Origin of the sequence: Variovorax sp. W2I14, assembly GCF_050435205.1 — a bacterium.
GTDB classification, from domain to species: Bacteria; Pseudomonadota; Gammaproteobacteria; order Burkholderiales; family Burkholderiaceae_C; genus Variovorax; species Variovorax paradoxus_C.
In genome coordinates this window covers 5,359,355-5,379,834 of the sequence record NZ_JBNDJX010000001.1, presented here as the reverse complement: position 1 = coordinate 5,379,834, position 20,480 = coordinate 5,359,355, and the positions used below count along the sequence as shown (strand labels likewise).

Annotated in this window: 13 protein-coding genes and 2 pseudogenes; 4 read left to right on the top strand and 11 right to left on the bottom strand. The window is 66.7% G+C overall.

Annotated features, from left to right (window positions below; translation table 11 throughout):
- Positions 1–64: 64 nt before the first annotated feature.
- The 9 genes and pseudogenes from QF040_RS25100 to QF040_RS25060 form a co-directional block, all read right to left on the bottom strand.
- Complete coding sequence (locus QF040_RS25100; protein WP_429613282.1) at positions 65–6,076, bottom strand: alpha-2-macroglobulin family protein; 6,012 nt, start codon at positions 6,074–6,076, stop codon at positions 65–67.
- Positions 6,077–6,197: 121 nt separating this feature from the next.
- On the bottom strand, positions 6,198–6,674 hold the full coding sequence (locus QF040_RS25095; protein ID WP_429613281.1) for a DUF2269 family protein: 477 nt from the start codon (positions 6,672–6,674) through the stop codon (positions 6,198–6,200).
- Positions 6,671–7,048 carry a DoxX-like family protein gene (locus QF040_RS25090; protein ID WP_429613280.1) on the bottom strand — a complete coding sequence of 126 codons (378 nt, stop codon included), beginning with the start codon at positions 7,046–7,048 and terminating at the stop codon, positions 6,671–6,673. Before QF040_RS25090 ends, QF040_RS25095 begins: the two co-directional genes overlap by 4 nt.
- Positions 7,045–8,163, bottom strand: a complete 1,119-nt coding sequence (locus QF040_RS25085; RefSeq protein WP_429613279.1) for a saccharopine dehydrogenase NADP-binding domain-containing protein — start codon at positions 8,161–8,163, stop codon at positions 7,045–7,047. Before QF040_RS25085 ends, QF040_RS25090 begins: the two co-directional genes overlap by 4 nt.
- A pseudogene (locus QF040_RS25080) lies at positions 8,160–9,792 on the bottom strand (FAD-dependent oxidoreductase). Before QF040_RS25080 ends, QF040_RS25085 begins: the two are co-directional and overlap by 4 nt.
- A gap of 8 nt (positions 9,793–9,800) precedes the next feature.
- Positions 9,801–11,369 (bottom strand): polyamine aminopropyltransferase, encoded by a 1,569-nt coding sequence (locus QF040_RS25075; RefSeq protein WP_429613278.1) that lies wholly within the window; start codon positions 11,367–11,369, stop codon positions 9,801–9,803.
- Positions 11,370–11,496: 127 nt separating this feature from the next.
- Positions 11,497–11,715 carry a DUF350 domain-containing protein gene (locus tag QF040_RS25070; RefSeq protein WP_429613277.1) on the bottom strand — a complete coding sequence of 73 codons (219 nt, stop codon included), beginning with the start codon at positions 11,713–11,715 and terminating at the stop codon, positions 11,497–11,499.
- A 45-nt stretch (positions 11,716–11,760) separates the two neighbouring features.
- Positions 11,761–13,248, bottom strand: coding sequence for a DUF4178 domain-containing protein (locus tag QF040_RS25065; RefSeq protein ID WP_429613276.1), 1,488 nt, complete (start codon positions 13,246–13,248; stop codon positions 11,761–11,763).
- A gap of 127 nt (positions 13,249–13,375) precedes the next feature.
- On the bottom strand, positions 13,376–14,425 hold the full coding sequence (locus QF040_RS25060) for an SPFH domain-containing protein (RefSeq protein ID WP_013544334.1): 1,050 nt from the start codon (positions 14,423–14,425) through the stop codon (positions 13,376–13,378).
- 171 nt (positions 14,426–14,596) lie between these two features.
- Between QF040_RS25060 and QF040_RS25055 the strand changes: the two are divergent.
- The 4 genes and pseudogenes from QF040_RS25055 (at position 14,597) to QF040_RS25040 (ending at position 18,240) form a co-directional block, all read left to right on the top strand.
- Positions 14,597–16,946: pseudogene (locus QF040_RS25055) on the top strand (NADP-dependent malic enzyme).
- A 183-nt stretch (positions 16,947–17,129) separates the two neighbouring features.
- The gene (locus tag QF040_RS25050; protein ID WP_429613275.1) at positions 17,130–17,543 is read left to right on the top strand and encodes a ribonuclease domain-containing protein; all 414 of its coding nucleotides are present in this window, start codon (positions 17,130–17,132) and stop codon (positions 17,541–17,543) included.
- A gap of 50 nt (positions 17,544–17,593) precedes the next feature.
- Positions 17,594–18,019, top strand: a complete 426-nt coding sequence (locus QF040_RS25045) for a barstar family protein (RefSeq protein ID WP_086011111.1) — start codon at positions 17,594–17,596, stop codon at positions 18,017–18,019.
- Positions 18,020–18,096: 77 nt separating this feature from the next.
- Complete coding sequence (locus QF040_RS25040) at positions 18,097–18,240, top strand: hypothetical protein (protein WP_167330532.1); 144 nt, start codon at positions 18,097–18,099, stop codon at positions 18,238–18,240.
- A 48-nt stretch (positions 18,241–18,288) separates the two neighbouring features.
- Here the strand turns inward: QF040_RS25040 and rsmA are convergent, their stop codons facing one another.
- Both rsmA and QF040_RS25030 read right to left on the bottom strand, forming a co-directional pair.
- Positions 18,289–19,053, bottom strand: coding sequence for a 16S rRNA (adenine(1518)-N(6)/adenine(1519)-N(6))-dimethyltransferase RsmA (gene rsmA / locus QF040_RS25035; RefSeq protein WP_429613274.1), 765 nt, complete (start codon positions 19,051–19,053; stop codon positions 18,289–18,291).
- 3 nt (positions 19,054–19,056) lie between these two features.
- Entirely contained in the window at positions 19,057–20,466 is a 1,410-nt protein-coding gene (locus tag QF040_RS25030; RefSeq protein WP_429613273.1) for a peptidylprolyl isomerase, read from the bottom strand.
- Positions 20,467–20,480 lie beyond the last annotated feature (14 nt).

The following is a 20,480-nucleotide window of genomic DNA, read 5'->3' as shown; positions in this document are numbered from 1 at the left end:
CGCTGCACCCTCACCCTGGCCCTCCCCGCAAGCGGGAGAGGGGACAAGGCAGGGAATGCCGAGGTCAATTGGCCACCACCTGGAAGCGCGCACCCGCCGAGCGCGAATACACGCGCCGGTCGTACATCGCTTCGCCGTACGCGGCCGGCACCACGAAGTCGCCGACGTTGGTCGCGCGCGCCTTGTAGGTCACTTCAAGCAGGTTCTTGTCGACGGCACCGTAGAACACGACGCGGTCTTCGCGGATGTCGGCGTACTGCACCTTCCACGAACCGCCGCCGCCCAGGCGCTTCTTCCAGATCGGCGCGTCGGCATTGGCTTCCTCGTCGTCGCCCACGGCCTGCAGCACCGGCTCCAGCCCGCCGGGCAGCAGGTCGACCAGCGCCACGTCGTTGAGCTGCGCGCGCTCCAGGCTGCGCACGCGCACCCGCACCGTGACCTCTTCGCCGAGCTTGGCCTTGGTGATCGGGTTGCCCTTGGCATCGAGCACTTCATGGAAGATCTCGAGGCCCTGGTTCACCGGCGTCGTGGGCACGTTGCGCTCGAAGCCCTGTTCGGCCCAGCTGTAGTACAGGTTGAAGTCGCTGTCGTTCGACAGCTTGAGCTTCGCCGTACCGGCGGGCACCGCAGCACGCGTGATTGGGTTCACCGAGCCAAGGGCCAGCGCCGCGACCTGGCCTTGCGCGTTGACGCTCTGCGCCGTCAGCTTGCCTTCGGCGTTCTGCGCCACCGCTTCGAAGTACGCATCGACGGCGAGCAGCATCGAGGCCGACGACAGGCTGTTGTACCAACCGTCGCGCACCATCGCGCCCATGCCTTCCCATACTTCCGGCTTCAGCGTTTTCAGGCGCGAGGGGAAGTGGCGGCCCACCAGGTGCAGTGTCATGCTGTCGTGCACCAGCGGGTCGTAGTAGGCACCCCAGACGTTGCGGCGCTGCTTCTTCTCGGTGCGAGCGAGCAGGTCGGACCACACCGGGTTGAGCAGCTCGTTCGCCACCTGCTCCTGCTTCACGAGCTGGTAGCTCGCGGCAAGGTACACGGCGCCCAGGTCGTCGCTCCAGCCCTGCGTCTGCTTGTTGCGCCAGGCTTCGCGCAGGTTGGCCAATGCGGCCGGCGCGATGATGCCCTGGCGTGTGAGCAGGTACGCCGCCTGCGTGCGCTGGCGCCAGCCGTCCAGCGAGGTGTCGCCGCTGCCGAGCCAACCCTGCAGGTAGGTGTTGGCCTTCTGCAGCAGGTCTTGCGGCACGGGCAGCTTGTGGTCCTTGGCTTCGATGAGCAAGTGCACCGCATAGAGCGTGGCAAACGGATCGGCTCCGGCGCCGGGCCACAGCGAGAAGCCGCCGTCGGCCGTCTGCCGCGCGCGCAGTTGCACGAGGTAGCGATCGAAGGTCTTGCGCGCCTCGGGCATCGGGCCCTGCTCGGGCGTGCGGCCGCGCGCCATTTCCTTCACCAGCTCAGGGCGGCCCGACAGCAGCACGGCAGGGAAGGTCTGGCTCGTGATCTGCTCGGTGCAGCCGTGCGGATAGACCTCCAGGTACTGCATGAGACCGGTCGCGAACGCCCATGGCGCGGCCGACACCGCGACATCGCTCTTGCGGAAGTTCGGATACAGGTCGGCCTTGCTGCTCAGTTCGCCCGCGCGCTGGAAGCTGCCCGCCTGCACCATCGTGACGAACGGCGACGCGGGTCGCACGCTCACTTCGGTCGAGAGGCGCGCGCTGAAGGTCTTGTGCGTCGAGGTGAACACCAGCGCCGACGAACCGAGCACTGCCTGTTCGCCCGGCTTGGCGCGCACGTTGAACTTGGTGCTGGCTTCGCCGCGCTCATTGACCTTGAGCGTCTGCGTGGCATCGCCCACCACTTCGAGCCCGCCCGAGGCGGTGAGCGTGAGCGCGATGGGCACTTCCTTGCCCGACCCTACGATGTTGTTCGCGAGGCCCACGCCCACTTCGACGGAATCGCCCGGCGCCATCGCGAGCGGCGCGTTCGGCAGGATCACCATGTCGCCGCGCACCACGGTGCGGGTGCTCTTGGCGGCGGTGGTCTCGTCGTTCACCGCGACGGCCATCACGCGCAGGCTGCCGTTGAAGCTCTCGGGCACGGTGTAGCTGAACTCGCGGCTGCCGTTCACATCGACCAGGCCCGACCAGTAGGCCACCGGCTTGTCGCGCTTGCGCTTGAACGGGTTCAGGTGTTTGCCCAGTTCGCCTTCGCCGTCGCCGCCGGGGGCTGCGCCCTGCATGAGCTTCTTGAACTCCGGCAGGATCAGGTCGAGCGTCTGCAGCGTGCCCACTTCGAGCGCGCGCTTCTGGAAGAAGTGCTTGAGCGGATCGGGCGTCTTGTAGCGCGCCACCTGCAGGATGCCTTCGTCCACCGCGAACAGCACGGCGCGCGTGGGCTTGTCGCTGGTGAGTTTCATCTTCACCGTCTGGCCCGGCTTCACAAGCTCGCTGCTGGTGAGCTGCAGGTTGGCGGTGCGCTTCGCGAGGCTGGTGGCGAAGGGGATGACGCCGTACGACAGCGGGCTCATGTAGACCTCGTCCGAAGCCGGGTCGCGCACGAAGTGCACGTTGATGTAGCCGGTGCCCTCGAAGTCCTTGGGCAGCGTGATCTTCTGCACCGAGGCGGTCTTGTCGGTCTTGAACCACGCGTGGGCGTAGACCTTGTCGCGCTCGATGGTGATGAGGCCCGCGCCCACGTACGGCGCGCGGATGCTCACCTCGATCTCCTGGCCCGGCTCGTAGTCCTTGCGGTCGAGCGTGAGCTGCAGTTCGGCGTTGCGGTCCAGCGAGCGCGAGACGTTCGCGTTGCCCGCCACGCTGTACTCGACGCGGTTCAGCTCCAGCCCGCCCGCATTGCGCACCACGTAGGCGAAGTTGCCGGGCGTGGCAGTGTTGAGCGCGATGGTGTTGCCCGCGGCGACGATGGCCAGCGGCTTCTCGTCGATCACGATTTCCTTCTTGCGCGATTCGTAGCGGTACAGGCCGTTGTCCTGCTTCACGAGCACCGACAGCACCTTGCGCTCCACGCGTTCGATCTTCAGGTCGTCCACGGCCGTCTTCTTCGCCTGCGGGTCGATCGCGATCACGGTCGCGTTGCGCGCGGCGCCCTTGCTCACGTAGCTGGTGTCGCCATCGACCTTCACGCCCACGAGATAGGGCATGTCGCTCACCAGCGTCTGCGCTTCGGCCGACACGCTGCGCCCGCCCTCGGGCTCGAAGGCCTTGGCGAGCACGTGCACCTGGTAGGTGGCGGCATCGAAGCGCGAGAGGCGCAGGTCGAACTCCGCCTTTCCCTCGGCGCTGGTCTGCACGCTGCCCAGGTCGTCGACCTGTTTCTCGGTGGCGCGCTGCGGATCGAAGAAAGCGTAGTCGGCGAACGCGCGGAACACCGGGAAGGCCGGGCTCAGCGTGAGCGTGCCTTCGACCTTGCGGTCGGGCGCGGGCGTGCCGAAGAGGTTCTGCACATCGATGAGCGCCTTCAGGTCTTTCGGCTTGACCCAGCCTTCGGCGACTTCGCTGCTGAGCTTGGCGACGACCTTGGTGCGGTCGGGCAAGAACTCCTGCACCTTCACCGTGGTGCTGCCGATCAGCAGGCCCTCCACCTCGGGGTTGCCGGGCGACGACTCGCGCGGCAGGTAGAGGTTGACGGTGTAGTTGCCGGTGGGCGAGGTGTCCTGCGTGGTGTGGGCGATTTCCGCCGCGCCACCGGGGCCGAGCTTGAGCTTCTCGCGGCGCACGCTGAGGCCGCGCGCATCGATGATCTCGGCTTCCAGCGGCAGGTCGCGCAGCGACGTGGCCCAGTTGCCTGCCTTGACCATCATTGCGATGTGCATGGTGTCGCCCGGGCGGTAGATGCCGCGGTCGCTGAACACATACGCCGTCATCTGGTTCGGCACGCCGGCTGCGCGAAGGCCGCCGACGTCAAAGCGCGAGATGTCGAGTGTGCGGTCCGTGCGGTTGAAGGGCAGGAAGCTCAGGTCGCCGTCCTTGCGCACCACCAGCACCACCGGCGCCTTCTCGCGCTGGTAGCCCGCGAGGTTCGGCAGCTTGGCAGCGCCCGTCGCATCGGTGGATTGCGACGCGACGATCATGCCGTTGCGGCCCCACACCTCGACCAATGCGCCGGCCACGGGTTGGCCGTTGGCGATGCTCTGCACGAACACGTCGCGCGTGCCGTCGAGCGATTTCTTCGCGACGATGCCCAGATCCGTGACCAGCACCAGGCGCTGGTCCTTCTGGTCTTCGGGGTTGCCGCTCTCGGGGTTGCCTTCGTCTTCGGAAGACTGCTGCTCTTCCTGCTGTTCTTCTTCGGGCTGGGCCTGTGCTGCATCGCCCTCCGGCTTCTTCTTGGCCTTGGGGTCGTAGCCCTGCACCTTGAGCAGGAACACGCCGCGGCGGTCGGCCAAGTCGCTGCGCAGGTACTCGGCGAAGTCGACGGTCTCGTAGTGCGCCTTGCCGGCGGGAATGCTGAGCGGAATCTCCTTCTGGAAGCGGTCCACGAGGTTGTCCGACTGCAGGCCGCCGTAGAACTGCGGATGCGCGAAGTCGCCGTTGGTCTGCGTGACCAGGTGCTGCAGTTGCTGCGGGAGCAGGCGGCCGATTTCGAGGCGGATGCCCGGCAGGTCGCGCACCAGGATCGGCAGCTTGCGTTCACCCGAGAGCGCGAGCAGCGAGCCCTGGCTCATGATGGTGAGCTCGGGCGCGAAGGTCTTGAGCAATCGGATGTCCTGCCGCCCGACGCCGAGCTGGTAGCCGCCCGGTGTCTTCAGGCCCTTGGCCACGCGCACCAGCAGATAGCGGCCGCCCTCGGCTTGCGGCAGGCGGAAGCTGACCATGTCGGTAACTTCGCGCTCGCTGGCGATGGGCTGCAGACTGAGCTTCTTCGCGCGGCGCAGCACGGCGTCGGTGACCTTCGCAGGATCGGCGGACCAGTCGAACTTCTCGTCCGGATCGCCCTTGGCTTCTTCGGTGACGGGCAGCAGCCAGGCCTGCACCACGCGCGCCATTTCGCGCTCGTGCACCGGCATCGAGGCGGTGACATGCATCACATGCTCCGGCTCGCCGTTCTCGCCGGTGACGATGGTCGGGTCGATGCTGGAGATGTCGAGGCTGAAGAGGCCGGGGATGTCGACCGCGCGCGAGATGTCGTTGCGCTGGGCCGGGCCGCCCTTCTGCGCGACCGCCCCGGCCGTGAGGCTCAGCACGACGGGGCGCGTTTTCTCGGGAATGGGCAGCGGCTCGGACTGGAGCGTGGCGGTGAGGCGCAGCTTGTCGTAGCTGACGGTGAACTTCTCGCTCGCGCAATTACGCACGCCGAAGATCACGGTGCCGCAGGCCTGGTCATAGTTCAGCAACAGGCGTTTTTCGAACTCGGCCGTGTTGACCGGGTGCGAGAAGCGCACCTGGAAGAGCGCACGCCGCACGTTGGCCTGCACCGGGTCTTGATAGAACTCCGCGCCTGCGATGCGCGCGTTGAATTCGGGCGAGGTGAACTCGTACTTGCGCTGCTCGATCTCGATGTGCGGCGCGAGGGCATCTTTCCCAAGTTGCACCTTGTAGGGCTGGCCGATCGGCCAGTCCTGCGCGGGCAGGAATTCGAGCTTCTTCTGGCTGCTCCACGTCCAGCGCCCGGCAATGGCGGGCTCGATGCTGATGCCCGTCGCCTCCTGGCCGATGCGCGCGATCGGCGCGACCGAGGCGGAGAAGTTGATGACGACCGGGTTCGGTCCCTTGTCGATCTCGATCTGCGTGCGCGGCGGCGGCACGATCTGCGCGGTGGAAACGACCGGCTCGACGCGGTCGGGCGTGAGGCCGTGCCACCACTTCAAGACATGCGGGCTGGCGAACCAGCCGGCCAGCACCAGCAATGCCAGCACCACCACCCAGGCCAGCCGCTGCTGCAACCACTGCAGGCCGAAAAGAAGAAAAGCACCCACGATGCGCAGCCACCCCGGGGGTCGCCAGGAACCGACGATTCCACGTGCCAGGGGACGCAGAAAACCGAGCGCACGGCTGAGGCCGGTGAAGAGCACGTCGCTGAGCGACGCGAGTTTTCGATTGGCAACTTGAAGCATGGAAGCTCCCCCGATGTTTTTGTTGGCGCCTGGCAGTCTCTTGCCGGCGTGTGAAACCACGGCGCTGTGTGTGAAGTCTGCGTGAAAACTGCACAGGGCCCGCGCACCGGCCCGGTTCCGATCAGAAAGAAAGTGCGGGCTTGTTCACCATCAGCCAGAACACGACGGCCATGGCCACAAAGGCCGGATAGCCGAGCCACTCCCAATAACGTTGATAACGCGCATACAGCGGCGGCAAGGGCGCGGCATCGCGATGCGCCTGCCCGGCCATCGCCGCCATGCGGATCTGCAACCACACCACCGGCAGCCAGCAGATGCCCGCGAACACGAAGAGCCCCAGCGACACCGCCAGCCACGGCGTCGAGAGCGGCCAGCCCGCCATGTGCGCCAGCGCGAAGCCAGTAGCCGGCTGCAGGATGACCGTGGGCGTGGTGAACCACCAGTCCGCGCGCACCACCAGCCGGCTCACCACCGCCTGCGCCGGCACGCTGCCGCTGCGGTTGGCGAAGAACATGTAGAAGGCCGAACCCAGCCCCGTGCCGACCATCAGCACGCTGGAGACGATGTGCAGCCACTTGAGGACGAGGTAGGTGTTCATGGCGTGGCGCGTCGGTACAGGTGCCAGAGCAGCGCGGCGATGGGCAGGTTCTTGAGCAGCGGGCCGAGCGGGTGCAGCCAGAGCGTGGGCTGCAGGAAGGTCGCAACAGCTGTCATGAGAAGCATCAGGCCAAGGGCCGCGAGATAGCTTGCGCGGCCGGGCCGCCACCAGAGCGCCAGGCCGATGGCGAGGTCGGCCGCCGCACCGCCAACGATCAAGGACTGCACCAGCCACGGCGGCGATGCAATGCCGGCATCGGCCAGCACCTGGCGGCTCTGCCCGTTCAGCTCGACGATGCTGGCGAAGGCCGTGAACAGCCAGACCGCGACGAGGCTCAGGCGCAGCAGGCGATCGTCGTCGGCCGGGCGGGTCATGGGGCGAGCGAGGTCTCGTCGATCACATCGGTCACCATGCTCCAGCGTGCGAACTCAGGCTCGAACTCCGACAACGTGAGCAGACCGGCGCAGGCGTGTGCGCCGATTGGGAGTGCATCGCCGCGCGCGAGCCGGCGGGCCAGCAGGATCGCGGCCATGCAAGGGATCTCTGGGCCGTGGTTGTCGTCGGCTGCGATATGCCAGGCGCGGCGCGCTGCGACACCTTGCGCATCGGTGCCCTCGACGCGCACCACCATCCCGCCCAGCGCGGTGCCGAGCGCATCGAACACGCCGCCCGCCGAATGCAGCAGCGGCGCCAGCTTCTGCGGCGCGCGCAGCAAACCGATGCGGTGCATGAACGCCATGAAGGCAAAGGCCTGCTGCGCGATGCCCACTTCGAGCGCCGCGCGAAACATGACCGACTGCACGCCCGCATAGCGCGCCGGAAAGAGTTCGAGATCGGGGATGTCGCACAGCGCACCCCGGCGCGGCCGCATGCGCGCGAACTGCACCTTCACCGGGTTCGCCCAGACGGGCTGCTCGGTCCATCGACCGTCCTGCCAGACGCGGATCGGCTCGCCGCAGTAGGCGAGCACGCCCGCGAGCGTGGCCTCGCCGCGCGGCGCGCCTTGCGCGGGCGCGATGCAGATGTCGATGCTGCGGATGCCCTGCCAGCCCGCCGCGAGATGGTCGACCACCGCCGACGAGAGCGCCGGCACGGTGCTGGCGCCTGCAACCGCCGTGCGGCCTGCGCTGCGGAAGACGGCATCCATCGCGGCCGGAAAGTCGCAGACGAAACGACGGCCATCCGCCAGGTCGATGTAGTGCGCACCAGCGGCCGCCACGGCTTGCGGCACGCGGTAGTCCTGGTTCTGGAACGGGCCTGCGGTGTGGATCACCAGATCGACACCCAGGTACCCCAGGCCCTGCGCAAGATCGGGCGACTGTGCATCGACGCGAACGCCGCGTGCATGCCCGCCCAGCGATTGCGCAAACGCCGTTGCACGTTCCAAGTCGCGCCCGCCGACCAGCAGCTCGATGCCTTCATCCGCCGCCAGCGCGCGGCAGATGCGCGCGCCGAAATTGCCGTAGCCGCCGAGCACCAGCGCCTTCATGCCAGGCTCGCCCCCGCGACGTGCCCGCGCGTGAACGCTTCCTCGAAGATCGAGTAGCCCGACCAATCCGCATGCGCGAACGACAGGCGTCCCGCGATGACGCTGCCGCGGTGCGCGTCGTCCGGTGCCGTGCGCTGCGAGCCGATCTGCGCCATCAGCCCAGGTCGCGGGATCGACATGGCGTGGCCGTAGCGCGTGATCTCGATGCGCGTGGCGAGCGCGGGCAGGTCCGGGTGCGGCACCGACAGCTCGGCGAGCAGGTCATCGCGCCAGCCGGTCCAGGGGCGCTCCAGCAGCAGCTTGCGGCCGTCGGCGGTGTCGTAGCTGCTCGGCCCCAGCGGCCGGTACCAGCTCAGCACAGTGCCGCGCGGCGTGGGGTCCAGCGTCTGGTGGCGCGCATCGACATAGCCGAGGCCGCGCGTGCCGTAGATCACGTTGTCCCAACTCGGCGCGGCGCCCACGCGGTCGGCCAGCGGGCCGCGCAGGTGCACGTTCGCCACCAGCCAAGGCGCGTAGCGCACATGCGCGGCGGCATGCTTCAGCACCTCGGGCGCGTTCTCGACCACGCGCGCGGCGATGAACACCGGCAGCGCGACGATGCAGCGCTCGGCCTGCCAGCGCACCAGCGATTTCGATGCGGCATCCCATGCCATCGACCTCGACGCCGCCGCGCAACTCGGCGATGCGCGTGACGACCTGCCCCGTGCGCAGGCGCTCGCCGAGCGGCACAGCCAGTTGCTTGGTGAGCCAGCCGTTGCCTTCGGGCCAGGTGAGCACGCCGTCGCGTTCGGGGTTCGCATCGTTGGCGCTGCCGCTCGGATCGCCAGGCGCATGGAAGCCGTGCCGGCTCGCGAAGTAATGAATGCCGGCCCAGGCCGACACCTGTTCGATGCCCGCGCCGTAGTCGTCGCGGCAGCAGTAGTCGAGGTACCAGCGCAACTGCAGGTCGCTGAAACCTTCGCTGTCGAGCCAGCGCGAAAAGGCGATGGCGTCGAGCGCCAACAGCTCGGGCGTGACGGCCACCTTGAGCGTCGGAATGGCGAAGTGCGCCGCGTGCTGCAGCGCGTCGATCCGCTGCGCGAACTTGCGGTACTGCGCCAGCGTGTCGACACTCGCGCCATGCACGGGCAGCAGGCCGTCCTGCCATTCGCCGTGAAAGAAAAGGCGCTCCTGCGGGCTGTGGCAAAGGGTGCGCTCGTCGTATTCCCAGCGGCCCGCCACGCGCTGGCGAAGGCCCAGGTCCTCCAGCAAGTCCTGCACCTCGCGCGCATCGTCACCGGGCACCGGCAGGTAGTGCGCGCCGAGCGGGCAGGCGATGCCGTTGACCATGCCGCCGCGCGCATTGCCGCCGGCACTGTCTTCGAGTTCGAGCACAGTGAAGTCTTCGATGCCCGCGAGCCGCAAGGCACGCGCGGCTGCAAGACCAGCGACGCCGCCACCGGCGATCACCACCCGCGTGCGCTTCACGGTGGCGGGCGCCTGGCTCCTGAGCGCGCCGTCGCGCATGGCATGTCCACGGGCGACGTCGATGCCGGTGAAGCCGCCTTCGATGGGTGGTGGCACCTCGCAGCCAGCCAGCGCCAGGGCGCCCGCCGCACCTGCCACGCCGAGAAAATCGCGCCGTTGCATGACGAAGGCTAGTGCGCCATGACCTTGCCCCACTCTTGCTCATAGGTGGTGACAAGGGTCTGGTTCGACAGGCGATTCACTTCTGCCGGCACGCGCGCCATGTCGAGCGGAAAGTCGAACATCAGCGGCAGCGTCGAAGGCGAGAGGAAGCGCAGCCCCGAAGGCAGCGCATCGGGCATGCGGTACGGCCGGCGGCTTGCGATGATGTAGCCCCATTCGCCGAAGCTGGGCACATGCGCGTGGTAGGGCGTCGCGCGCAGGCCGACCGATTCGATGGTCGTCGCCACGGTCCAGTAGCTCTTGCGCGCCACCAGCGGTGAGGTTGTCTGAACCACCGCGTAGCCGCTGGCCGACAGTCGCTTTTCGAGCAGCGAATAGAAACTGTTGGTGTAGAGCTTGCCGATGGCGAAGTTGGTCGGATCGGGAAAGTCGACCACGATCACGTCGAACATGTCGCCGGGTTGCTGCAGCCACTGGAAGGCGTCGGTATTGACGACCTTCACCTTCGGCGACGACAGCGAATGCGCGTTGAGCGCGGCCAGCGTCTCGTGCTCGGTGAAGAGCTTCGTCATGTTCGGATCGAGCTCCACGAGCGTGACCGATTCGACCGAGGGGTACTTGAGGATCTCGCGCACCGCCATGCCGTCGCCGCCGCCGAGCACCGCCACCTTCTTGGGCGCGCCCTGCGCAGCCATCACCGGATGCACCAGCGCCTCGTGATAGCGGTACTCGTCGCGCTCGGAGAACTGCAGGTTGCCGTTCAGGAACAGCCGGTGGCCGAGCTGCCCGCGCGTGACCACGATGCGCTGGTAGGGCGAGGTGGCGCTGAAGACGATACGGTCCTGATAGAACTTGTCTTCGGCCAGCGTGGTGATGTGGTCGGCCCCCACGAAGGCGCCGATCAGCGCGGCCAGCGCGAGAAAGCAGGCCAGCGCGTGCGCGCCGACGCGGCGCAGTTCATGGCGAAAGAGCCACAGCGCCCACACCGCGACCGCCGCGTTCATGACACCGAAGAGAAGGCCGGTGCGGATCATGCCGAGCTGCGGCACGAGGATGAGCGGAAACGCCACCGACACCGCGAGCGCACCGAGGTAGTCGAAGGTCAGCACCTGCGACACCAGGTCCTTGAGCACGATGTTGCGCTTGAGGATGCGCATGACCAGCGGGATCTCGAGCCCGACCAGCGTGCCGACGACCATCACGAGCCCGTAGAGCAGCAGGCGGAACGCGCCCGGCACGTAGGCGTTGGCCAGGAACAGGATCGCCGGCAGCGCGCCGCCGATCAGCGCGACCAGCAGTTCGATGCGAAGGAAGTGCGCCGGCAACTGGCGGTCGAAATAGCGCGAGAGCCACGAGCCCACGCCCATCGCGAACAGGTAGGTGCCGATGATGGTGCTGAACTGCAGCACCGAGTCGCCGAGCAGGTACGAGCTCAGCGCCGCCGCGCTCAGTTCGTAGACCAGCCCGCAGGCCGCGACCACGAACACGCTGGCGAGCAGGGCGATCTCGACGGGCTGCGGCCCGCGCGCATCGGCTGGGCGCGCGGACAGTGCCGCTGGACTGACGGGAGCGTCCATGAATCAGGCGGCCGCCGCCGGGCCGCCAGCGCGGCAACGTCCGCGCTTTGCCCGGACGGGCGAGCCGCGCCTCCCCCTCGGGGGGTGGCGAATGACACGTAGCAAAGCGAAGTGCAAAGCCGGGGGGCTAATGAATCGCTGCTGCGACGATGATGCAGATGCCCAGGCTCATCGCGGCCACGACGAGGCCCAGTGCCACGTTCTGCTTCTCGACGATCTCGCCCCACAGGTCATAGGGCGTGATCTTGTCGATGATGAGAAAGCACAGCCAGAAGATGATCACGCCCATCAGCGCGTACACGAGCGATCCGAGGACCACGCCCGGTTTCAGCCATTCAAATCCCATGGGGACCTCCAGTCGTAGTAATAAGAGACATCACGCGAAACTTCGTCATTTGTGGCCGCCGCCGCTCGAGGAGCCGCCGTACGAGCCGCCCGAGCTGCGGTAGCCGCTCGAGGAGCCACCGCGGCCGCTGCAGGTGCTCAGGATGATCAAGAGGATGATGATCACCACGATGACCAGGATGATCGTGCCGCAGCCCATGCCCGAGGCGGCGCTCACCGGCAGCGCGTCGCCGCGCTTGAACATGTCCTTCTTCGCGTCGAGCTTGAACGCGGTCGCGACCACGCCGCTGTCCAGCTTGATGCCCGACGACCAGGTGAGCTCGTTGGCCGAGCGCTCCATCGACAGCAGCGCGGGACCGCTGGCGAAGTCGCGGTTGAAGGTCTTTTGTCCGCGCTCGACCTGCCAGTAGAACTCGCCCGCCACGTAGGTGGTCTCGGCGTTGTAGGCGTACTGCTGCTGGTAGCTTTTGCTGAGGTAGGTAGCAGTGCTGCCGCTCTCGGCCATCACCGGCGCGCCGGTGGTCGGCTTGACCATGCTCCAGCCGTCCTCGGCATCCACCAGGAAGCTGAAGCCGCGCTTCTTGTTGTAGAGCAGGTATTCGTCCCAGCCGAAGTACTCGTCGTCGCCGGGCTCCACGCCCATGCGGTGCTGGAAGCCCACCACCTGCCACTGCGCACCCTGCAGCTGGCCCATGGTGCCGAGTGCGATGAGGGGGCGCACCGGCTCGTCCTGCGCCGCATGCTTGAGCTCGCCGCCGATGCCCTGCGACAGATCGATGATGCTGTTGCACGAGCGGCAGGTGATGCTCTTGCTACCCTCCAGGTTGACGGTGACCGGCGAGCCGCAGTTGGGGCAATTGAAGTTGCGGCCCTTTTCGTCCTTCGCTGATTCGTCGCGCAGGCCGGAGAGCTGCAGGTCTTCGAGCTGCACTGAACGGCCGAGGTACGCGCTGGGCTTGGCGGTGCCGTAGTCGATGCTGAGCACCAGCCCCTTGTCGTTGCGCAGCTCGACCATCGCGAACGGCCGGCCGAGATCGGGCAGGTGCGGCAGTTCGCCTTGTGCGGAGGTCAGCGCGACCTGCTCGTTCGAGGTGACTGTGTAGCTCTGGCCCGCGAAGGCGCTGGTGGCGCCCACGCGCAGATCGACCGGCGGCGGCGGCGTGCGCTGCAGGTCGAAGGGCAGCGCGAAGACGTAGGCGCCGTTGTCCTCGCTGAGGATGGCGGTGCGCTCGTCGTCGAGCGCGGCGATCCATTCGGTCCAGCGGCCGCCGGGATAGGTGTATTGCAGCCGGCCGATCAGCGTGAAGGGCTTGTCCTGGATGCGGCCGGTGGCGAAGAGCTGCAGCGGGCTGAAGTCGTCGAACAGCTCGGCCATCTTGCCGGTACGCGCGAGCGTCTCGCCCTGGCGCACGACGGTGCTCTGGCAGTAGGGGCAGACCGCGTGCGTCGATTGCGCCGAGCGGAATTCGACCGGTGCGCCGCAGCCGGGGCAGGGCGCGCGGTAGTAGCGTTGGTTGCCGGTTTCCTCAGCCATGGCAAACCACGGCAACGGCGGCAGATGCAGCTATGGGACATGCCGTGGAACCGGCTCTGCCGGGCCACAGGCATTGCCCCCTGCAAGGGGGGTGGAGAAGCGACACGGAGTGCGCGAAGCCTGGGGGTTAGACCAGCTTCTTGAGCAGTTCGGCCTTCTTGGCGTCGAACTCTTCCTGCGTGAGGATGCCCTTGGTCTTGAGCTCGCCGAGCTTCTCGAGCGTGGTCATCACGTCGACGGGGCTCACCACGGCCACGGCGGGCTGCTGCTGCGTTGCCGCGGCCTGAGCGGCCGCATTCGGGCTCAGGCCCTGTGCGAGGTTCTGTGCCAGCACCTGGCCGAGCGCCACGCCGGCACCCAGGCCCATCGCGTCGCCGGCAATGCCGCCGCCGCCCGCCGCGCCTTCGGCGAACTTGGGAATCGCCTGCGCCGTCTGGTACTGCATGAACTTGCCCATGTCGTTGCCGACCATGCCCATGCCGATCTTCTGGTCGAGGATCTTCTGCAGCTCTTCGGGCAGCGAGACGTTCTGCACCGTGATGTTCTCGAGCTTGATGCCGATCTTCTCGAACTCGGGCACGAGCTGCGCGGCGAGCGCCTGCGCAAACTGGATCTGGTTGGCCGCAAGGTCGAGGAACGGAACGCCGCTCGAAGCGATGGCGTTGCTGATGTTCTGCAGCACCAGGCCACGCAGCTGGCCGTCGAGGTCGGCCACGCTGTAGATGTCGCGCGTGCCCGAAATTTCGGTGTGGAACAGCTTGGCATCGCCGATGCGGAAGCTGTAGTTGCCGAAGGCCCGCAGGCGCACGGCGCCGAAGTCCTTGTCGCGAATGGTGATCGGCTGGGGCGTGCCCCACTTCTGGTCGACCTGCTGGCGCGTGCTGAAGAAGTAGACGTCGCTCTTGAAGGGAGACTCGAAGAGCTTGTCCCAGTTCTTCAGGTACGTGAGCACGGGCAGCGTCTGCGTCGTGAGCTTGTACATGCCGGGGCCGAACACGTCGGCCACCTTGCCTTCGTTGACGAACACGGCCACCTGAGATTCGCGAACGGTAAGCGAGGCGCCGTTCTGGATTTCCATCTCGGCCATCGGGAAGCGCCAGGCCAGCGTGCCATCGCCGGTCTCGGTCCACTGGATGATGTCGATGAACTGTTTCTTGATGAAATCCATCAGGGCCATGGTTGCTCCTCGTCTTCAGGTGTTTTGTCCGGACCGAGCATATTGCCACATCGTCTTGACAAAGCCCCGTGCTTTTGGTCATGCCGCGCCCTGGCCATGCGGCGTATGGCCCGCACGACCGAGGTCTACAATCGGCGCCCCCAGAAGAAGCGCCACCAGGAGCTACGGCACATGTCAGATTCGACCCCCTCGACCTCATCGACTCCCACGCCCGAAGACAAGCGCGCAGAACTGCGCCGTGCCGCCCTCGAGTACCACGAGTTTCCCGTTCCCGGCAAGATCGCCATCGCGGCGACCAAGCAGATGGTCAACCAGCGCGACCTGTCGCTGGCCTACTCGCCCGGCGTGGCCGCTCCCTGCGAGGAAATCGTCAAGGATCCGGCCAACGCGATTCAAGTACACCTCGCGCGGAAACCTCGTGGGCGTCATCAGCAACGGCACCGCGGTGCTCGGCCTCGGCGACATCGGCCCGCTGGCCTCCAAGCCGGTGATGGAAGGCAAGGGCGTTCTCTTCAAGAAATTCGCGGGCGTCGATGTGTTCGACATCGAGATCGACGAGAAGGACCCGGCCAAGCTGGTCGAGATCATCGCCGCGCTGGAGCCGACCTTCGGCGCCATCAACCTGGAAGACATCAAGGCCCCGGACTGCTTCTACGTCGAGCGCGAACTGCGCAAGCGCATGAAGATCCCGGTGTTCCACGACGACCAGCACGGCACGGCCATCACGGTGGCGGCCGCCATGCTCAACGGCCTGAAGGTGGCGGGCAAGAACATCGCCGAGGTCAAGCTGGTCACCTCGGGCGCGGGCGCCGCGGCGCTGGCCTGCCTGAACCTGCTGCTCAAGGTGGGCCTCAAGCGCGAAAACGTGTTCGTCACCGACCTGGCAGGCGTGGTCTACGAAGGCCGCACCGAGCTGATGGACGACGACAAGCGCCAGTACATGCAGAAGACCGACATGCGCAAGCTGGCGGAAGTGATCGCCGGTGCCGACGTGTTCCTCGGCCTCTCGGCCGGCGGCGTGCTCAAGCCCGAGATGGTCGCCAAGATGGCGCCGCGCCCGGTGATCTTCGCGCTGGCCAACCCCAACCCCGAGATCAACCCCGAAGACGCCCGCGCGGTTCGCGACGACGTGATCATGGCCACGGGCCGCACCGACTACCCGAACCAGGTCAACAACGTCCTGTGCTTCCCGTACATCTTCCGCGGCGCGCTCGACTCGGGCGCGACCACGATCACCGACGAGATGGAAATCGCCGCGGTGCACGCCATCGCGGACCTGGCGCAGGCCGAGCAGAGCGAGCGCGTGGCTGCCGCCTACGTCGGTGAAAAGCTGTCCTTCGGCCCGGAATACCTGATCCCGAAGCCCTTCGATCCGCGTCTGATGATGAAGATCGCACCGGCAGTGGCCAAGGCGGCCGAGGAAAGCGGCGTGGCGCTGCGTCCGATCAAGGACATGGACGCCTACCGCGACAAGCTGCAGAACTTCGTCTATGCCTCGGGCACGACGATGAAGCCGATCTTCGAAGCGGCCCGCCGCGCCTCGAAGAAGCGCGTGGCGTACTGCGAGGGCGAAGAAGAGCGCGTGCTGCGCGCCGCGCAGATCGTGGTCGACGAAGGCATCGCCCGCCCGACGCTGATCGGCCGTCCGGCCATCATCGCCCAGCGCATCGAGAAGTTTGGTCTGCGCCTGAAGGAAGAGCTCGACTACGACATCGTCAACGTCGAGCAGGACCACCGCTACCGCGACTTCTGGCAGACCTACCACCGGATGACCGAGCGCAAGGGCCAGACGGTGCAGACCGCCAAGATCGAGATGCGCCGCCGCCTCACGCTGATCGGCGCGATGCTGCTGCACAAGGACGAGGTCGACGGCATGATCTGCGGCACCTGGGGCACCACGCTGATCCACCTGCACTACATCGACCAGGTGATCGGCAAGCGCCCCGGCGGCTGCGAAAGCACCCCGCAGGACGTGCCGGTGTACGCCTGCATGAACGGCTTGCTGCTGCCCGACCGCCAGGTGTTCCTGGTCGACACGCACGTCAACTACGACCCCTCGCCCGAGGAACTGGCCGAGATCACGACGATGGCGGCCGAGGAAATGATGCGCTTCGGCCTGAAGCCGAAGGCAGCGCTGCTGTCGCATTCGAATTTCGGCACCAGCAACGAACCGAGCGCCATCAAGATGCGCAAGACGCTCGACCTGCTGCGGGTTCAGGCGCCCTGGCTCGAAGTGGACGGCGAAATGCACGGCGACGTGGCCCTGGACAGCAAGCAGCGCGCGGTCGTCATGCCGCACAGCGCGCTGGCCGGTGACGCCAATCTGTTGGTTTTTCCGAACATCGACGCAGCCAATATTTCGTACAACCTGCTCAAGACGGCGGCTGGCGGCAACATCGCGATCGGGCCGGTGCTGCTCGGCGCGGCCAAACCTGTGCACATTCTCACGGCCAGCGCGACCGTTCGCCGCATCGTGAACATGACAGCCTTGACAGTGGCTGACGCAAACGCAGAGAGATAGGCTATTTGGCGAGAGTGGTCGCCAACTTAAGGCGCCACTTTCGCCCCTCGCGACTGCTCAAACTTTGGGCAGTCGCTTGCTATTTTGGCCAGCGTGGTGCACACTCGCGGGCTTGAATTTGCGGGTTAACCCCAAGGTTGAGCGCAATTCGAAACCCCCCGCTCTTTTCTCCTGTGGTGTCCCATGGCGGCTTACGCCTCGATCACGTCCTCTGCCTCAAAGTTTGCGCTCACCAGTCTGATGCTGTTGGCGTTGGCGACCGGGGCCGAGGCCCGCGGATGGTTCGGCGCAGGAAAAACGTCCGCTGAGGAATCGATTGCACTGACCGATCTCCCGGTCCAGGGCCAGCGAACCTATCAGGCCATCTTGAACGGTGGCCCCTTCCGGTACGAAAAGGACGGCACTGTATTTGGCAACCGCGAGCGTCTCCTGCCGCCGGCACGGCGCGGCCACTACCGCGAGTACACGGTGACGACACCGGGTTCTCGCAACCGGGGTGCCCAGCGAATCGTCTGCGGTGGCGAGCAGCGCACGACGCCCGAGGCCTGCTGGTACACGGCAGACCACTATGCAAGTTTCAGACGGATTGCGCCATGAGCGATGAAAACGACCTGAGCGGCGCCCCGAAGCGCCCCGAAGAAATGATGATGACTATGGAAAGACCAGCGGAGATGACCTTATCCCTTCGTGCCGTACGCCCGAACATCGTGCAATCGATCCGCGCGTTCCGCGTGAACGACCTGCAGGACGCCGCCAACGCGGCCGGCCAGCACTTCCTGTACGCGAACCTGGGCAATGCCCAGACCAAGCAGGACGTGCTCGACCTGATCGCCCAGCAGTTCACCTTCCCGGCGCATTTCGGCAAGAACTTCGACGCGCTGTACGACTGCATGACCGACCCGTTGCATAAATCGGGCCCGCAGCCCGGTTTTGTCATCGTGCTCGAACAGATTCCGGCCAACGCCAAGTTCGACAAGGAAGCGCGCGAGCAGTTGCTCGACATCTTCCGGGATGCTTCGGATTACTGGGGCGACCGCAAGGTGCCCTTCCGGTGCTTCTATTCTTTTCTGTAGCCCGTTCTGCATCTACCAGCCAAGCAGAACGGGCGAACGAGGCTCAGCCGAACGCTGAAACCCTCGATGGCATCGAAGTGAATCCCAACGCCGCCGCAGCAGCAGCCAGCACCGAGCCGGCCGGCGAAAAAATGCCGACCGACAAACTGGTCGACGTGTCGCCCCTGGCGCTGCGCATGAGCAGCCCCTTCAACGCGGGGTACTGGCTGGCCGCCGCTTAACCGCAGCCTTCAGCTCCAACGAAAAAGCCCGTCGTCGACGGGCTTTTTTCATGCGGGAACGGCTTGGGCCAGTGCGACGTATTCGGCCACCGGCACCTCTTCGGCGCGGCGCTGGGGATCGAACTCCCCTTCGAAGCCGTGCGTCTCCAGCCATTTGCCCAGCGTGTGGCGCAGGATCTTGCGACGCTGGCTGAAGGCCACCTGCACGATCTCGCCGAGCCGCGCGGCATCGACCACCGGCGGCTGCGCCAGCGGCACCATGCGCACCACGGCGCTGTCCACACGCGGCGGCGGATCGAAGCTCTCGGGCGGCACGAACAACACGTTCTGCATGTCGTAGCGCCACTGCAGCATCACGCTCAGGCGGCTGTAGTCCGAGGTGGCGGGCCTGGCGACCATGCGGTCGATCACTTCCTTTTGCAGCATGAAGTGCTGATCGGCGATCAGATGGGCGAAGCCCAGCAGGTGGAACAGGATCGGCGTGGAGATGTTGTAGGGCAGGTTGCCCACCACGCGCAGCGGCTTCGGTTCGGCCTTGGCCGCGAGCTCGGCGAAGTCCACCTTCAGCACATCGGACTCGATGACCTCCAGCTGCGGATGATCCCGCAGCCGCTTGGCCAGATCACGATCGAGCTCGATGACCGTCAACCGCCCGAGCCGCTCGACCAACGGCTGCGTCAGCGCCGCGAGCCCCGGGCCGATCTCGACCATCGCATCGCCGGGCTGCGGTGCGATCTCATGCACGATCGCATCGATGATCCCGCCGTCGGACAGAAAGTGCTGCCCGAACCGCTTCCTGGCGATGTGTGCCATGGATCAGGACTGCGGCGGGTCGCGGTATTCGACGTAGGCGCGTGCGCGCACTTCCTGCACCCAGGTGGTGAAGGCTTCCTCGATGCGCTGTTCGCGCAGCACGTTGCGCGCGGCTTCGCGCTGCTCCGACTGGGTCAGCTTGGAGTCGCGGCGGCCGACCACCTGGATCAGGTGCACGCCGAAGCGCGACACGACCGGGTCGCTGATCTGGCCTGGCGACAGCCGGTCCATGGCTTCCTCGAACTCGGGCACGAACTGGCCGGGGCGCGACCAGCCGAGATCGCCGCCTTCCTTGGCGCTGGCGTCCTGCGAGTTGTCGCGCGCAAGGGCGGCGAAATCGGCCGTGCCGGCCTGAACGCGGCGCTTGAATTCCGCCAGCTGCGCCACCGCCTGCGCCGTGGTGCGCTTGGGGTCGTTGAGCAGCAGGATGTGGCGGACCTGGGTCTGCGTCACGGTCGCGTCGAGCGAGCCGATCTGCGCCTTGGCCAGGACCTTGAGCACGTGGAAACCGGCGCTGGAGCGCACCGGGCCGGCAATGCCGTTCACCGCCGTCGATTGCACAGCCTCGACGAACAGCGGCGGATAGCGATCGGCGCTGCGCATGCCGAGGGCGCCGCCGTTGGCGCGGTCGGGCGAATCGGAGTTCTCGCGCACCAGCTTCTCGAAGTCCTCGCCGGAGCGGGCGCGCTCGGCGAGGCCCTGTGCCTTCTTCTGCGCTGCGGCCACCTGCGCCTCCGTGGCGTTCTCGGGCAGGGCGACGAGCACTTGCGCGAGGTTGAGGTTCTGCAGGGCTGCGTTCTTGGTGTTCGAGTTGCGCTGGTCGCGCAGGTACTCGTCGGCCTCGCTGTCGCTGATCTTGACCTTCGACTCGACTTCGCGGTCTCGCAGGCGCGTGAGCAGCAATTGGTCGCGCAGGTCCTTGCGGAAGTCCGCCTGCGCAATGCCTTCGGCGGCCACGCGGCGGCGCAGCTCGACGAGGCTGATCTCGTTCTGGCGCGCCACGGTCTGCTCGGCCTGGTCGATCGCCACGTCGTCGACCTTGATGCCGTTTTCCTTGGCGAGCTGCAACTGCGCGCGCTCGACGATCAGGCGCTCGAGCACCAGGCGCGTGAGCTCGCCGCGCGGCACGCGTTCGGCGTCGGGGTTCTCCTTGATGAGGCGCGTCACCCGCGACTGCACGTCGGTGTTGGTGATCGGCTCGGAGTTGACCAGCGCGACGATGAATTCAGCCGCCCGCTGCACGGGCGCCGCCGACGGCGAGGCCGGGGCGCGCTGCACCGGCGGGGGGCCGAGGCGCGGACCGGCGCGCATGATGTCCGTGATGCCGCTGCCAGAGCGGAAGCCCTGCGCACCCGACGTTGCAGCCATTGCCGCGAGGCAGCCCAGGGTGATGATGGAACGGATGTGTTTCATGGCGATGCTCAATC

What these genes read in the sequence shown, in the direction of transcription:
- QF040_RS25100 (WP_429613282.1), bottom strand. Translation starts at nt 6,076, where the DNA reads ATGCTTCAAGTTGCCAATCGAAAACTCGCGTCGCTCAGCGACGTGCTC.
- QF040_RS25095 (WP_429613281.1), bottom strand. Translation starts at nt 6,674, where the DNA reads ATGAACACCTACCTCGTCCTCAAGTGGCTGCACATCGTCTCCAGCGTG.
- QF040_RS25090 (WP_429613280.1), bottom strand. Translation starts at nt 7,048, where the DNA reads ATGACCCGCCCGGCCGACGACGATCGCCTGCTGCGCCTGAGCCTCGTC.
- QF040_RS25085 (WP_429613279.1), bottom strand. Translation starts at nt 8,163, where the DNA reads ATGAAGGCGCTGGTGCTCGGCGGCTACGGCAATTTCGGCGCGCGCATC.
- QF040_RS25075 (WP_429613278.1), bottom strand. Translation starts at nt 11,369, where the DNA reads ATGGACGCTCCCGTCAGTCCAGCGGCACTGTCCGCGCGCCCAGCCGAT.
- QF040_RS25070 (WP_429613277.1), bottom strand. Translation starts at nt 11,715, where the DNA reads ATGGGATTTGAATGGCTGAAACCGGGCGTGGTCCTCGGATCGCTCGTG.
- QF040_RS25065 (WP_429613276.1), bottom strand. Translation starts at nt 13,248, where the DNA reads ATGGCTGAGGAAACCGGCAACCAACGCTACTACCGCGCGCCCTGCCCC.
- QF040_RS25060 (WP_013544334.1), bottom strand. Translation starts at nt 14,425, where the DNA reads ATGGCCCTGATGGATTTCATCAAGAAACAGTTCATCGACATCATCCAG.
- QF040_RS25050 (WP_429613275.1), top strand. Translation starts at nt 17,130, where the DNA reads ATGGCGGCTTACGCCTCGATCACGTCCTCTGCCTCAAAGTTTGCGCTC.
- QF040_RS25045 (WP_086011111.1), top strand. Translation starts at nt 17,594, where the DNA reads ATGACTATGGAAAGACCAGCGGAGATGACCTTATCCCTTCGTGCCGTA.
- rsmA (WP_429613274.1), bottom strand. Translation starts at nt 19,053, where the DNA reads ATGGCACACATCGCCAGGAAGCGGTTCGGGCAGCACTTTCTGTCCGAC.
- QF040_RS25030 (WP_429613273.1), bottom strand. Translation starts at nt 20,466, where the DNA reads ATGAAACACATCCGTTCCATCATCACCCTGGGCTGCCTCGCGGCAATG.